Origin of the sequence: Stenotrophomonas nitritireducens, from assembly GCF_050984405.1 — a bacterium.
Lineage (GTDB): Bacteria > Pseudomonadota > Gammaproteobacteria > Xanthomonadales > Xanthomonadaceae > Stenotrophomonas > Stenotrophomonas nitritireducens_B.
On sequence record NZ_CP158790.1, the window covers coordinates 414830 to 428592 of the forward strand.

The window sequence follows — 13763 nt, forward strand, 5'->3', positions numbered from 1 at the left end:
GCCGCATTCGAATCGTAGGAGCGGCTTCAGCCACGACGCGCTTCGCCGGGAAAGCGCCGGTCGCGACTGAAGTCGCTCCTACGGGTTCACGGGGGTGCCGGCCGCTGGGCGCCAGCACGCCATCTGCGTGCGGGCGCCTCCCGGAACGGCCGCCGCAATCGACCGCATCAGGCCTTCTTGCGTTCCTCGATGTAGGCCTTGATCTGGCGTTCCAGCACCGGCAGCGGCACCGAGCCCTGGCGCAGAACGGCATCGTGGAAGGACTTGACGTCGAACTTGTCGCCCAGCTCCTTCTCGGCCTGCGCGCGCAGCTTGACGATGGTGATCTCGCCCAGCTTGTAGCTCAGCGCCTGCGCCGGCCAGGAGATGTAGCGGTCCACCTCGGTGGTCACCTCATGCTCGCTCAGCGCGGTGTGGTCGCGCAGGTAGGCGATGGCGCGCTCGCGGCTCCAGCCGTAGTGGTGCACGCCGGTGTCGATGACCAGGCGGCAGGCGCGCCACATCTCGTAGGTCAGGCGCCCGAAATCCTCGTACGGGGTTTCGTAGATGCCCATCTCGATGCCGAGCTTCTCGCTGTACAGGCCCCAGCCCTCGCCATAGGCGGAGATGTAGGCGCCGCGGCGGAAGTCCGGCTGCTCGCCCTGCTCGGCGGCGAGCGCGCCCTGCAGCGCGTGGCCCGGGTCGGATTCGTGCAGGGTCAGCGCCGGCAGGTTGTACAGCGGGCGCGCGGGCAGGTTGTAGGTGTTGACCCAGTAGGTGCCCATGCCGCCGCGGCCGGCGGTCCAGAACGGGGCGATGTCCGGCGGCACCGGCACGATGGTGAAGCGCGCGCGCGGCAGGGTCATGTACTTGCCGATCACTCCGTCCACGCGCTTGGAGATCCACGCCGCGCGCCACAGCAGCTCTTCCGGGCTCTTGGCGTAGAACTGCGGATCGGTGCGCAGGAATTCGAGGAAATCGGCGAAGCGGGTCTGCTCGCTCTTTCCCTTGAAACCCACTTTGTCGATGATCGCGTTCATTTCCTGCTGGATGCGGTTGACCTCGCTCAGGCCCAGCGCGTGGATCTGCTGCGGGCTCATGTCCAGCGTGGTGTATTCGCGGATCTGCTGGCGGTAGAACGCCTTGCCGCCCGGCATCTTCTCCGCGGCCAGGGTGGTGCGCGCCTGCGGCACGTATTCCTCGCGGAAGAACGCCAGCAGTTTGCCGAAGGCGGGAATCACGCTGCCGCCGATCGCCTGTTGCGCTTCCTCGCGCAGCTTCTGCTGCTCGTCGGCGGGAATGCTGGCCGGCAGTTTCCTGAACGGCGCGTACAGCGGCGATTCGGTGGGGTCCTTGAGCTCGGCCACGGTCGAGATCGATACGTCGCGGCCTTCCAGCACCGCGCGCGGCACGCTGAAACCGCGCTCCAAACCGGCACGCATGTTGGCCGTCTGCTGGTCGAAGTAGCGCGGCACATCGTTCAGGCGCGCGATGTAGTTGCGGAAGTCCTGCGCGGTCTTCATCTCGCGCCGGGCCATGAAGCCCAGGTTGGACCAGAACGAGGAATCCGAATTGAACGGCATCTCGTAGGCGCGCAGGCGCACCTCGTCGGCCAGGTTCTCCACCTGGTAGCGGTAGATGGCGTAGTTGACCTGGTTCTCGGCCGAGAGCGTGGCCGGGTCGACGGTCTTGAGCTGTTCGAGCACCTCGTCCCACACCTTCAGCCGCGCCTGCTGCGCCTCGGCGCCGACGTCCGGCAGGCGGGTGGCGCTCGCCGGGGCATCGCCGTCCTCGCTGGCTTCGCCGCCACCGGCCTGGCGCCAGGCCCATTCCTTCTCGTAGATCGCCTTGAACCGCGCATCGGCGTCCTGCGCGGCCAGCGCGGCGGGCGCCGATGGCTTCGCGGGCGCGGCATGGACGACGGCGCCCGGCAGGGCAAGGGCGAGCAGCAGGGCGACGGACAAGGTGGTTTTCACGAACGGCGGACTCTTCGGGAAACAGACCCCGATCATGTCACCGGCGGTCCGGCGATGCATGGATCGAAAGTCCTGCCCCTGGAGCGCCAAAGCGTGCCCCACCCGATCAGTGCCCGGCCTTGTCCCGCTTCCAGCCGCGGTGGCGGATGTCCAGGTACAGGCTGTACAGCGCGGTGAAGGTGGGGAACAGGTTGCCCAGGATGCCCACCGCGTCGTTCTTGCCGAAGATGAAGTAGCTCAGCGTCATCAGGCTGCCGAAGATGCTCATGTACCAGAACAGGCGCGGGATCACCGGCTTGCCCTGGCGCTTGCTGGCGACGAACTGCACCAGCCAGCGGCCGCCGAACATCAGGGTGCCGGTCAGGCCGATCAGCTTCCACGGCGACATGTGCACGCCGGTCCACTCCAGCCACGGCAGCGGCTGGCTCATGAAGTCCATGCTCAGACCTCCTCCACCGCCGTGCGTTTGCTGCGCACGATCAGCCAGGCCACGCCGCGCAGGTCGCGGATGCCGACCAGGGCGCGGCCGAGGTTGTTGTACTTGGACACGCCGGCGGTGCGGTGGCGGTGGTTGACCGGCACGCTCACGGTCTTCCAGCCGGCGCGCTGCATCAGCGCCGGCAGGTAGCGGTGCATGTGGTCGAAGTACGGCAGGTCGAGGAAGGCGGCGCGCTCGAACAGCTTGATGCCGCAGCCGGTGTCGGGGGTATCGTCGCGCAGCATGCGCGCGCGGATGCGGTTGGCCCAGCGGCTGGCCCAGCGCTTGGAGCCGGAGTCCTGGCGGTTGACGCGCCAGCCGGCGAACAGCTTCACCTCCGGCGCGGCGGCGTCGCGCGCGGCCAAAAGCTTGGGGATATCGGCCGGGTCGTTCTGGCCGTCGCCGTCGAGGGTGGCGATCCACGGCGCGCGCGCGGCCTTCACCCCGGTGCGCACGGCGGTGCTCTGCCCGCTCTGGCCGACGTGGTGCAGCACGCGCAGTTCCGGGTGGGCGGCCTTGAGCGAGCGCAGCACCTGCAGGGTGTCGTCCCTGGAGTCGTCATCGACGTAGACGATCTCGAAGTCCACGCGCCCGCGCAGCGCGGCGGTGATCTCGGCGACCAGGGGCGCGACGTTGTCGCGTTCGTTGAAGACGGGGACGACCACCGAAAGTGCGGGTTGGTTCATCGCGGGGATCCGTTCGTGCAGTGGGAAAAAGACCGCGCATTTTCCAGCGCGCGGCTTGATGGAGGATGAGTCAGGCCGCGGCGCCGAAGTAGTCGCGGCACCAGGCCACCACCGGCGGCAGGCCGGCCTCGATCGGCGTGGCCGGGTCGAAGCCGAAGGCGGCGCGCGCGCGCGCGGTATCGGCCATGGTTTCCACCATGTCGCCCGGCTGCATCGGCCTGTAGATCTTCAGCGCGGGGCGGCCGGCGGCCGTGGCGATCACCTCGATGAAGCGCTCCAGCTCCACCGGCGTGTGGTTGCCGAGGTTGAATACCCGGTGCGGCACGGTGTCCTCCGAAGGGTGGTCGAGGGCGCCGAGGATACCGGCGACGATGTCGGAAACATGCGTGAAGTCGCGGCGCATGCGGCCTTCGTTGAATACCTCGATCGGCCGCCCGGCCAGCACCGCGCGCGAGAACAGCAGCGGCGCCATGTCCGGCCGGCCCCACGGGCCGTACACGGTGAAGAAGCGCAGGCCGGTGGCGCGCAGACCGTAAAGCTGCGCGTAGGTATGGGCCATCAGTTCGTTGGCGGCCTTGGTCGCCGCGTACAGCGAGCGCGGCTGGTCCACGCGCTGGTCCTCGGAGAACGGCGGCGTGGCCGAATCGCCGTAGACCGAACTGCTCGACGCATAGACCAGGTGCTGCACGCCGCGGTGGCGGCACAGCTCCAGCATGTTGACGAAGCCGACCAGGTTGCTGTCGACATAGGCATGCGGGTTCTGCAGCGAGTAGCGCACGCCGGCCTGCGCGGCCAGGTGGATCACCCGGGTCGGCTGCACCTCGTCGAACAGCGCGGCCAGGCCGTCGCGGTCGGTCAGGTCCAGCGCGCGGATGTCGACCTGCGGGCACAGCGCGGCGACGCGGTCGCGCTTGAGCCGCGGGTCGTAGTAGTCGTTGTAGTTGTCCAGCCCGACCACGCGCTCGCCGCGCGCGGCCAGGGCCTGGCAGGTGTAGGCGCCGATGAAGCCGGCGGCGCCGGTGACGAGGAGGGTCATCTGGTTGTCCGGATTTGCTTGATTGAAGCCCCTCTCCCTCCGGGAGAGGGGTTGGGGTGAGGGTTGCGCGGAGCCCCATCGACGTCCGTATACACGAGTCTGCCCATATCCTCATCCGGCGCTACGCGCCACCTGCGTTCGGCACATCATGTGCCTCTCCCTGCGGGCGGCTTCGCCGTGCCAAACGGCAGTCCTGCCGTTCTGTCTCCCGGAAGGAGGAGGGACACAACGGCTACAGCGTCATTGGATCCTTTGCGAGAGTCTGCTTGCGTTCCTTGCTGAACGCCCACCACGGCTGCGGCGCCTCCCCGGCCATGAAGCGCACGATCGACAGGAACACGTCGATCACGCAGGGATCGTGCACCACCCCCGTCTTCAGGCACAGCTGCGCGTACATGTCATAGGGATCGCGCCCGCGCAGGTGCGCGGGAACCCGGATCCCGATCAGACGGAGATCCTTTTCACAGGCCGGCCCGACATTCGGCAGGTCGGTCAGACGCAACAGGTGATTGCGGTCGACCTTGGTGGGGTTCATTGCCTTGCATGCACCTCGGGGGTGGATGGAACGTCAGCCGTGCTGACGGGTACGCAGCCTTTCCAGCACGCCGTCGAGCGTGTCCAGGTCGGTGTAGTGGATGACCAGCCTGCCCTTGCCGCCGCGGCCGTGGTTGATCGCGACCTTCGTGCCCAGCGACTCGGACAGCTCGGTTTCCAGCGAGGCGATGTCGGCCTGGGGCGCGCTCGGCGCCGGCCTGGCCTTGCGCGCGCCCGGCACCTTGCCGGCGGCGAACTGCTGGGCGCGGTGTTCGACCTCGCGCACCGACCAGCCCTCGTCGGCGGCATCCTGCGCCAGCTTGGTCGCCAGCTCCGGCGCCAGCGTCAGCAGCGCGCGGGCGTGGCCCATTTCCAGGCGGCGGCTTTCCAGCAGCACGCGCACGCCGATGGGCAGGTCGATCAGGCGCAGCAGGTTGGACACCGACGCGCGCGAGCGGCCCACGGCCTGCGCGGCTTCGGCATGGGTCAGCGAGAACTCGGAGATCAGCCGCTGCAGCGCCTCGGCTTCCTCCAGCGGGTTGAGGTCCTCGCGCTGGATGTTCTCGATCAGCGCCATCGCGATGACGGTGCGGTCTTCCAGCTCGCGCACCACCACCGGCACTTCGTCCAGCCCGGCCAGGCGCGAGGCGCGCCAGCGGCGCTCGCCGGCGACGATCTCGTACCTGCCGCCCTCGACCTGGCGCACCAGGATCGGCTGGATCACGCCCTGCGCCTTGATCGACTCGGACAGCTCGGACAGCTTGGCCTCGTCCATTTCGCGGCGCGGCTGGTACTTGCCCGGCTGCAGCAGGTCGATCTGCAGCTTGCGCAGCACCTCGCCCGGCTGCGGCTCGGCCACGGCCGCCACCGATACCGGCGTCACCGCGCCCTTGGGACCCAGCAGCGCGTCCAGGCCACGGCCCAGGCCACGTTTCTTTGCAGCGCTCATCAGACAGCCTCCACGGCCCTGACGGCCCTGTTGCGTTCATCGGTGCGGCGGATGAGCTCCCCCGCCAGACCGAGGTAGGCCACGCCGCCGCGCGAGGTGCGGTCGTAGCCGACGATGCTCTGGCCATGGCTCGGCGCCTCGGCCAGGCGCACGTTGCGCGGCACGATGGTGCGGAACACGCGGTCGCCGAAATGCTCGGTGAGCTCGGCCGACACGGCGTTGGCCAGGTTGTTGCGCACGTCGAACATGGTGCGCAGCACGCCTTCGATCTCCAGCCCCGGGTTGAGGCTGGCGCGCAGCGCCTCGATGGTCTCCACCAGCGCGCTCAGGCCTTCCAGCGCGTAGTACTCGCACTGCATCGGCACCAGCACCGAGTCGGCGGCGGCCAGCGCGTTGAGCGTCAGCAGCGACAGCGCCGGCGGGCAGTCGATCAGGATGAAGTCGTATTCGCCGCGGATCGGCGCCAGCGCGCGCTTGAGCCGCTGCTCGCGGCCTTCCTGCTCCATCAGCTGGATCTCGGCCGCGGTCAGGTCGATGTTGCCCGGCAGCAGGTCGTAGCCTTCCGGCGCCTTCACCCGGATGTCGGCCGCACTGCTCTCGCCCAGCAGCAGGTCGCAGGTGGAGGCCGCGACCTCGCGCTTGTCCACGCCGCTGCCCATGGTCGCGTTGCCCTGCGAATCCAGGTCGACCAGCAGCACGCGCCGGGGCGCCGTGGCGAGGGCGGCGGCCAGGTTCACGGCGGTGGTGGTCTTGCCGACGCCGCCTTTCTGGTTGGCGATGGCGATGATGCGAGCCATGCGGGTGGGCCTCATGGGCTGGAAGGTTGGGACTGGGCATTATGCGGGCTGGGGGCCGGATCGGGGAAATCCAGGCCGGCCTTTCCCTGTTGTGCCACAACCATGGATGCGGGGCTTGCCCCGCATGGGGCTTCGCCGGGAAGGCTTCATGCGGGGCGAGCCCTGCATCTACAGGGACCGGCTGCAGACCACCCGATGGCGTTCGCCGACCAGACATCGCGAATTCGAGGATTGCGGCAGCGTGCCCGTAGGTGCCGGGCTTGCCCGGCACGGGCTTCACCGGGAAGGCTTCATGCGGGGCGAGCCCCGCATCTACGAGGACCGGCTGCACACCACCAGGTGGCGTTCGCCGACCAGGCCGGGCACCTGCAGCGGGCGGACCTCCAGCACGCGCCAGTCGGCGGGCAGCGCGGCGATCTCCTCGTGCGGGTGCACGCCCTTCATCGCCAGCAGGTGACCGCCCGGGCGCAGCAGGTGGCCACCGACCGCGACGATGCCGGCCAGGGTGTCCATGGCGCGGGCGGTCAGGTTGTCGTAGGCGGCCGGCTCGTCCAGCGCTTCGGCGCGGGATTCGGCCACGCGGGCGTTGTCCAGGCCGAGCTGGCGCACGGCCTCGCGCAGGAAGCGCGCCTTCTTGCCGTTGCTCTCCACCAGCGTCACCCGCAGCTGCGGGCGGGCGATGGCCAGCGGGATGCCGGGCAGCCCGGGGCCGGTGCCGAGGTCGGCCAGGGTGCCGGACTCGATGTGCGGCACCATCGCCAGCGAATCGAGCAGGTGGCGGGTGACCATCTCGTGCGGATCGCGGATGGCGGTGAGGTTGTAGGTCTTGTTCCAGCGCACCAGCAGCGCCAGGTAGGCCAGCAGCGGCGGCGCCAGCGCAACGTCCAGGCCCATGGCCTGCAGGCCGCGCTGCAGTTCGTCGGCCACGCCGGGCGGGAGGGAGGTGTCGTTCATGGCGGAATTATGTAGGAGCGCACCGTGGTGCGCGATGGGGCTTTCCCGTTTGAACCCGCGCGCATGGATGTGCGCGCCGTTGCAGAAGGCTCTGCATGCAAGCCCCGATCGCGCACTGAAGTGCGCTCCTACGCGGGGTACCACGCCAGTGCGGCACGGAAGTCCGCCGCGGCCTGCCATTCGTGCAGGTGCCAGCGCGCGGCCTCGCCCAGCCCCGGATCGCACCAGGCCAGATACAGCGCGCCGTCCTCGCCGGGCGCGAAGCGCAGCCGGTGCAGGCCGAAGGAAATGCCGTGGCCGTGCGCCTTGAGCAGGGCTTCCTTGGCGCACCAGACGCGGAAGAACCAGTGTTCGCAGGCGGCATCGTCCAGCCCGTCCAGCCAGGCGATCTCGTCGGGATGGAAGAAGCGGGCGATCACCTGCCGCATCTGCCGGCGCGGGCGCTGCTGCTCCAGGTCCACGCCCAGCCGGGCGCGTTCGCCCAGCGCCACCAGCAGGTGGCCGCCGCTGTGGCTCCAGCCGGTGCCGTAGTGCGAGAGCTCGCCGATCAGCCAGGGCCGGCCGCGCTCGTCGCGGGTCAGCGGCAGCGCCTGCGGGGTGCTGCCGAGTTCGGCCGCCAGCAGTTCGCGCGCCTGCGGTTCGCCGCGGGTGCCGGGCACGTGCGGCAGCTGCCACACCGTCACCTGCCCGAACCGCCAGGCCCGTACCGCTTCCATCAGCGCGCGGCCCCGGTCCACAACCGCTTCACGCCCGATCGTCTTGACTGCACGGGTCGCACCGCTCCGGGTGCATCGACGAAAGGAGACATCGGCATGGGCATCATCGTCTGGTTGATCGTGGGCGGCGTCGTCGGCTGGCTGGCCAGCCTCATCATGCGCCGCGATGCGCAGCAGGGCATCATCCTCAACATCGTGGTGGGCATCATCGGCGCGATGATCGCCGGCTTCCTGTTCAGCGGCGGCAGCATCAACGGCGCCATCACCCTGCGTTCGTTCCTGCTCTCGCTGGTCGGCGCGGTGATCCTGCTGGCCATCGTCAATCTGTTTACCCGGAAGAGCATCCGGTAGAACCAAGGAGTGAGTGAAGAGGAGTGAGGAGCGAGAAAAAGCGGGCGCGCCCCTGCCTTTCTCTCACTTCTCACTCCTTCTTTTCTCTCACTTCTCAACCACCACCCACGCCGGCGCATGGTCGCTGGGGCGGTCCCAGGTGCGCGGCTCGCGGTCGATGCCGGCGGCCACCGCCTGCGGCCGTAGCGCATCGGACACCAGGGTCAGGTCGATGCGCAGGCCCAGGTCGCGGCGGAAGCCTGCCGCGCGGTAATCCCACCAGCTGAACACGCCGGCCGCGTCGTTGTGCAGGCGGAAGCCGTCGTGCAGGCCCAGCTGCAGCAGCTTGTTCAGCGCGCCGCGCTCGGCGGTGGAAGTGAGGATGTGGTCGCCGTTCCACACCGCCGGGTCGTGCACGTCGCGGTCGTCCGGGGCGATGTTGAAGTCGCCCAGCACCACCAGCTTCGGGTATTTCAGCAGTTCGGCGGCGATCCAGCCGTGCACCGCCTCCAGCCAGCGCAGCTTGTAGGCGTACTTCTCGGTGCCCACGTCCTGGCCGTTGACCACGTAGAGGTTGAGCACGCGCACGCCGTTGACGGTGCCGGCGATCGCCCGCTTCTGCTCGTCGTCGAAACCGGGGATGCCGACCTGCACGTCCTCGATCGGGTCGCGCGCCAGCAGCGCCACGCCGTTGTAGGTCTTCTGCCCGGCGAACACGTTGCGGTAGCCCAGCTCGAGCAGGCGCGTGTCCGGGAACTTGTGGTCCTCCAGCTTGGTTTCCTGGATGCCGACCACGTCCGGGGCGAAAGCGGCCAGCCACTGTTCCAGGTGCGGCAGGCGGACATTGAGCGAATTGACGTTCCACGAGGCGATTTTCATGGCGCGATTCTACGGCCTGCCGGCGCGCGCCGGGCCGGCGGCGGCCAGGTCACTGCAAACAAACGCTATCGCATGAATGTCCGGGAACGCACTTTTTCAGCGTTCCGAATCGCGCAGACTGCCCCGCAGGATGAGGGGAAACCATGCGTAGCAAGCTGTTCGTGCCCGGCGCCCGCCCGGAACTGTTCGACAAGGCGATGGCCGGCGCGGCCGATGCCCTGTCCCTGGACCTGGAAGACTCCGTGCCCGAGGCCGGCAAGGCCGCCGCGCGCGTGCAGGTCGGCGCGTTCCTCCGCCGCGACGACGTGGCCGCCAGCGGCCGCCTGCTGATCGTGCGCAGCAACGGCACCGGCAGCGACCACTTCGCCGCCGACCTGGCGGCGGTGGCGCTGCCCTCGGTCTGGCTGCTCAACCTGCCCAAGGTCGAATCCGTGGCGCAGGTGCGCGAGGCGGCCGCCGCGCTGGAACGCGCCGAGGCCGGCAACGGCGTCGCGCGGCCGATCGGCCTGCTGCTCAACATCGAGACGCCGCGCGGCCTGCGCCTGGCCGCGGAACTGGCCGCCGCGCATCCGCGCGTGGCCGGCCTGCAGCTCGGCCTGGGCGACCTGTTCGCGCCCAACGGCATCGCCCGCACCGCGGCCAACGTGCACGCCACGCTGTTCGCGCTGCGCATGGCGGCGGCCGAGGCCGGCGTGTTCGCCTGCGATGGCGCCTTTCCCGACGTCGGCGACGACGAGGGCTTCCGCGCCGAGGCACGGATGGCGCGGGAGCTGGGCTTCATCGGCAAGAGCTGCATCCACCCGCGCCAGGTCGGCCTGGCCAACGCGGCCTTCGACGTCTCCGGCGATGCCGTCGCCGAAGCCCGCCGCATCGTCGCCGCCGCCACGGCGGCGGCCGCGCAGGGCCGCGGCGCGTTCCTGTTCGAGGGCCGCATGATCGACCTGCCTTTCCTGCGCCGCGCCGAAGCGCTGCTGGCCGCTGCCAGCCGCACGCGCGACGTTTCCTGACCCCGCCTTTCCGAGCCATGCCGATGCCGATCCCCGCCGCCGTGCCCGCCTCTCCCCTGCCCCGACGCCTGCTGCGCGGCCTGCGCCTGTTCGCGGCGGCGGCGCTGCTGGCGCTGGGCGGCACCGCCGCGGCGGAGAACCTGAGCACGGTGGCGTCGGAAACGCTGGCGCCGCTGCCGGCCGAGGCGGTCCAGCCGCAGCTGCTGGCGGTCGATGGCCGCGATGTCGCCCTGTCCGCCGGTGGTGCCTGGACGCTGGCCAGCGACGGCAGGACGTGGCGGCCGCTCACGCTGGCGCCGGCCGGCGCCACGACGGACATGCGCATGGCGGTCAACGCCGGCGGCCGGACCTGGCTGCTGCGCGGCACCTCCGCCGACAGCAGCGACCGCCTGCAGGGCGCGCGGCTGCAGGGCGACACCCTGGTGCTGGAGCAGACGCTGGCGCTGCCGGTGGCGCTCGGCCAGGCGCAGGCGGCCGCGCTCGGCGACGTGCTGTACGTGGCCGGCACCGGCGCCGACGGCTCGATGCATCTCTACCGGCACGCGCTGGCGGCCGGGGCCGGCGGCTGGCAGCCACAGCCGGTGTGGCCGGCCAGCGGCCGGCTGGTGGCGCTGCAGGGCCAGAAGGGCGGGCTGTACGCCGCCATCGGCGATGCGACGGGCGACGCGCTGTGGCGCTGGACCGCGGACAACGGCTGGCAGCAGGCACCGGCGCCGGAAGGGCACATCCTGCCCGGCTCGCTGCGCGCGCTCGGCCAGGCGCACCTGCTGATGCTGGTGCGCGACGCGCAGGGCACCGGCCTGCGCACCTTCCACACCATCACCAGCGCCTGGGCCACGCTCGGTACGCCGGCGGTGCAGGCGCCGCAGGGCATCGCCGCGCGCGGCAACGGCCTGGTCTGGGCCGGCGCCGACGGCGCCGTCCACTACGCCGAGGTGCAGGGCGGCAAGCACCTGCTCGGCTGGCTGGACTGGGGCGTGATCGTCCTCTACCTGGCCGGCATGATCGGCATCGGCGTGTACTTCTACCTGAAGGACCAGACGTCCTCGGAATCGGAGTTCTTCGTCGGCGGCCGCAGCATCCCGTTCTGGGCGGCGGGCATCAGCCTGTACGCGACCAACACCAGTTCGATCAGTTTCATCGCCATCCCGGCCAAGGCCTACGAAACCAACTGGCAGTACCTGACCAACAACCTGGTCGCGGTGCTGGGGCTGATGTTCGTGGCGGTGTGGATCGTGCCGCTGCTGCGGCGGCTGGACCTGATGAGCGTGTTCTCGTACCTGGAGACGCGCTTCCACCCGGCCATCCGCATGCTCGCCAGCGCGCTGGCCATCGCCATGCAGGTCGGCAGCCGGCTGAGCGTGATCCTGTTCCTGCCGGCGCTGGCGATCGCCACCATCACCGGCATCGACGTGGTCTGGAGCATCCTGATCATGGGCGTGTTCACCATCATCTACACGGTGATGGGCGGCATGCGCGCGGTGGTGTGGACCGACTTCGTGCAGGTGTTCGTGAAGATGGGCGGCGCGATCTTCGCCATCGGCTTCATCGTGTGGACGCTGGGCGCCGACTTCGACGGCATCCGCGAAGCGGCGATGGCCGAGCACAAGACCAGACTGCTGGACTTCAGCTTCGACCTGACCAAGGCCACGGTGTGGGGCTTCATCTTCCTGGTCGTGTTCGACGTGGTGCTGACCTTCCCCAAGGACCAGGTGCTGATGCAGCGCACGCTGGCGACCAAGTCGGACAAGGAGGCCGGGCGCTCTATCTGGATCTTCGCCGCGATCATGATCCCCGGCGGCTTCATCTTCTACAGCATCGGCACCGCGCTGTGGATGTACTACAAGCACAACCCGGGCCGGCTGGACCCGCTGCTGCCGATCGACGCCACCTTCCCGCTGTTCATCGCCGCCGAGCTGCCGCCGGGCGTGACCGGGCTGATCATCGCCGGCATCTTCGCCGCGGCCATGTCCACGCTGTCGAGCATCATCAACAGCGTGGCGACCCTGCTGTCGGTGGACTTCTACGACAAGCTGGCGAAGAACCCGACCGAACGCGGCAGCGTGCGCTTCGCCGAGATCATGACCGTGGTCGTCGGCCTGGCCGGCATGGGCCTGGCGCTGGTGCTCTCGCGCTACGACATCCACTCGCTGTTCGACGTCTCCATCGAGCTGGCCGGCCTGCTCGGCGGCGGCTTCGCCGGCGCCTACACGCTGGGCATGTTCACCCGCCGCGCCAACTCGCCGGGCGTGGCCATCGGCATCGCCGGCAGCATCGCACTGACCCTGCTGGCGTGGTCGTTCGACCTGGTGCACCCGTACTTCTACCTGGGCATCTCGATCCTGCTGTGCATCGTGATCGGCTACCTGGCGAGCCTGTGCTTCCCGGCGCCGGCGCGTTCGCTCAAGGGCCTGACGATCTACCGCCAGGACGCGACATGAACGGCGCGCGCGCCGCGTCCGCGACCATGACGTTGGTCGGATGCCGCGCGCCATGCCCTCCTGTAGCGTTGCCCCGGACCCAGAGGGCATAGCCGTGGAAACCCAGTTCCTCAACACCTTCGTCACCGTGGTCGACCGCGGTTCGATGGCCGCGGCGGCGCGCTCGCTGCACATCACCCCGGCCGCGGTCGCGCAGCAGATCCGCACCCTGGAACGCGAGCTCGGCGCGCCGCTGATCGCGCGCGCCGGACGCACGGTCAGCGTCACCGCCGAGGGCGCGCGCATCCTGCAGCGCGCGCGCGACCTGCTGCGCGACGTGTCCGACCTGCGCAGCGTGGCCAACGAAAGCGGCATGGCCGGCGAGCTGCGGCTGGGCGCCTGCCCGACCGCGCTGGCCGGGCTGGTGCCGGACATCCTGGCGCGCATGGTGGCCAAGTTCCCCGAGATCAACGTGTTCATCCGCCCCGGCTATTCGGCCGACCTGTATGGCGCGGTGGAGGCCGGCGACCTGGACGCGGCGATGGTGCTGCAGGCGCCGTTCTCGCTGCCCAAGACCTGCGACTGGCAGCTGCTGCGCGAGGAACCGATGGTGGTGCTGGCGCCGGCGCGGCTGGCCGGGCGCGACCCGCACGATCTGCTGCGCGACGAACCGCTGATCCGCTACGACCGCCACGAGTGGGGCGGGCGCCAGGCCGACGAATACCTGCGCCGCGTCGGCATCGTGCCGCGCGAGCGTTTCGAGCTCAACGCGCTCAACGCCATCGCGGTGATGGTGGACCGCGGCCTGGGCGTATCGCTGGTGCCGGACTGGGCGCGGCCGTGGCCCGAGGGCCTGGCGGTGGCGCGGCTGCCGCTGCCCGCGCCCTGCGAGCCGCGCCGCATCGGAATGGTCTGGTCGCGGTCGTCGGTGCGCATCCGCCAGGTCAACGCGCTGCTGGAAGAAAGCCGCGCGGCCTTGCTGCCCGGCCGCGCCTGAGCGGCGCCCGCGGCCGATCGCCTTG

The 13763-nt window shown here is 70.0% G+C and carries 14 protein-coding genes; 4 read left to right on the forward strand and 10 right to left on the reverse strand.

Annotated features, from left to right (window positions below; genetic code table 11):
* Positions 1-167: 167 nt before the first annotated feature.
* From ABTV91_RS01870 to ABTV91_RS01910, 9 genes are all read right to left on the reverse strand, one after another.
* Positions 168-1955 (reverse strand): DUF885 domain-containing protein, encoded by a 1788-nt coding sequence (locus ABTV91_RS01870; protein WP_433852951.1) that lies wholly within the window; start codon positions 1953-1955, stop codon positions 168-170.
* Between the two features lie 106 nt (positions 1956-2061).
* The gene (locus ABTV91_RS01875; RefSeq protein ID WP_433852952.1) at positions 2062-2394 is read right to left on the reverse strand and encodes a lipid-A-disaccharide synthase N-terminal domain-containing protein; all 333 of its coding nucleotides are present in this window, start codon (positions 2392-2394) and stop codon (positions 2062-2064) included.
* Positions 2395-2396: 2 nt separating this feature from the next.
* Positions 2397-3119, reverse strand: a complete 723-nt coding sequence (locus tag ABTV91_RS01880) for a glycosyltransferase family 2 protein (RefSeq protein ID WP_433852953.1) — start codon at positions 3117-3119, stop codon at positions 2397-2399.
* A gap of 70 nt (positions 3120-3189) precedes the next feature.
* A complete protein-coding gene (locus tag ABTV91_RS01885; RefSeq protein ID WP_433852954.1) occupies positions 3190-4155 on the reverse strand; it encodes an SDR family NAD(P)-dependent oxidoreductase in 966 nt (321 codons plus the stop codon).
* Between the two features lie 232 nt (positions 4156-4387).
* A complete protein-coding gene (locus tag ABTV91_RS01890; protein WP_433852955.1) occupies positions 4388-4690 on the reverse strand; it encodes a helix-hairpin-helix domain-containing protein in 303 nt (100 codons plus the stop codon).
* A gap of 33 nt (positions 4691-4723) precedes the next feature.
* Positions 4724-5638, reverse strand: a complete 915-nt coding sequence (locus ABTV91_RS01895) for a ParB/RepB/Spo0J family partition protein (protein ID WP_433852956.1) — start codon at positions 5636-5638, stop codon at positions 4724-4726.
* Positions 5638-6435 carry a ParA family protein gene (locus ABTV91_RS01900; protein ID WP_433852957.1) on the reverse strand — a complete coding sequence of 266 codons (798 nt, stop codon included), beginning with the start codon at positions 6433-6435 and terminating at the stop codon, positions 5638-5640. The genes ABTV91_RS01895 and ABTV91_RS01900 overlap by 1 nt, the downstream gene beginning before the upstream one ends.
* Positions 6436-6747: 312 nt before the next feature.
* Entirely contained in the window at positions 6748-7389 is a 642-nt protein-coding gene (rsmG, locus tag ABTV91_RS01905; protein WP_433852958.1) for a 16S rRNA (guanine(527)-N(7))-methyltransferase RsmG, read from the reverse strand.
* 128 nt (positions 7390-7517) lie between these two features.
* Positions 7518-8105, reverse strand: a complete 588-nt coding sequence (locus ABTV91_RS01910) for a 4'-phosphopantetheinyl transferase family protein (RefSeq protein ID WP_433854095.1) — start codon at positions 8103-8105, stop codon at positions 7518-7520.
* Between the two features lie 96 nt (positions 8106-8201).
* Here ABTV91_RS01910 and ABTV91_RS01915 point away from each other — a divergent pair, with 96 nt between their 5' ends.
* On the forward strand, positions 8202-8456 hold the full coding sequence (locus ABTV91_RS01915) for a GlsB/YeaQ/YmgE family stress response membrane protein (protein WP_433852959.1): 255 nt from the start codon (positions 8202-8204) through the stop codon (positions 8454-8456).
* 87 nt (positions 8457-8543) lie between these two features.
* On the opposite strand, the gene xth is transcribed toward ABTV91_RS01915, so the two are convergent.
* Positions 8544-9314, reverse strand: coding sequence for an exodeoxyribonuclease III (gene xth / locus ABTV91_RS01920; protein WP_433852960.1), 771 nt, complete (start codon positions 9312-9314; stop codon positions 8544-8546).
* A gap of 143 nt (positions 9315-9457) precedes the next feature.
* Here xth and ABTV91_RS01925 point away from each other — a divergent pair, with 143 nt between their 5' ends.
* The 3 genes from ABTV91_RS01925 (at position 9458) to ABTV91_RS01935 (ending at position 13738) form a co-directional block, all read left to right on the forward strand.
* A complete protein-coding gene (locus ABTV91_RS01925) occupies positions 9458-10321 on the forward strand; it encodes an HpcH/HpaI aldolase/citrate lyase family protein (protein WP_433852961.1) in 864 nt (287 codons plus the stop codon).
* A gap of 23 nt (positions 10322-10344) precedes the next feature.
* Complete coding sequence (locus tag ABTV91_RS01930; protein WP_433852962.1) at positions 10345-12762, forward strand: sodium:solute symporter; 2418 nt, start codon at positions 10345-10347, stop codon at positions 12760-12762.
* A 94-nt stretch (positions 12763-12856) separates the two neighbouring features.
* Positions 12857-13738 (forward strand): LysR substrate-binding domain-containing protein, encoded by an 882-nt coding sequence (locus ABTV91_RS01935; RefSeq protein WP_433852963.1) that lies wholly within the window; start codon positions 12857-12859, stop codon positions 13736-13738.
* The last annotated feature ends 25 nt before the right edge of the window (positions 13739-13763 follow it).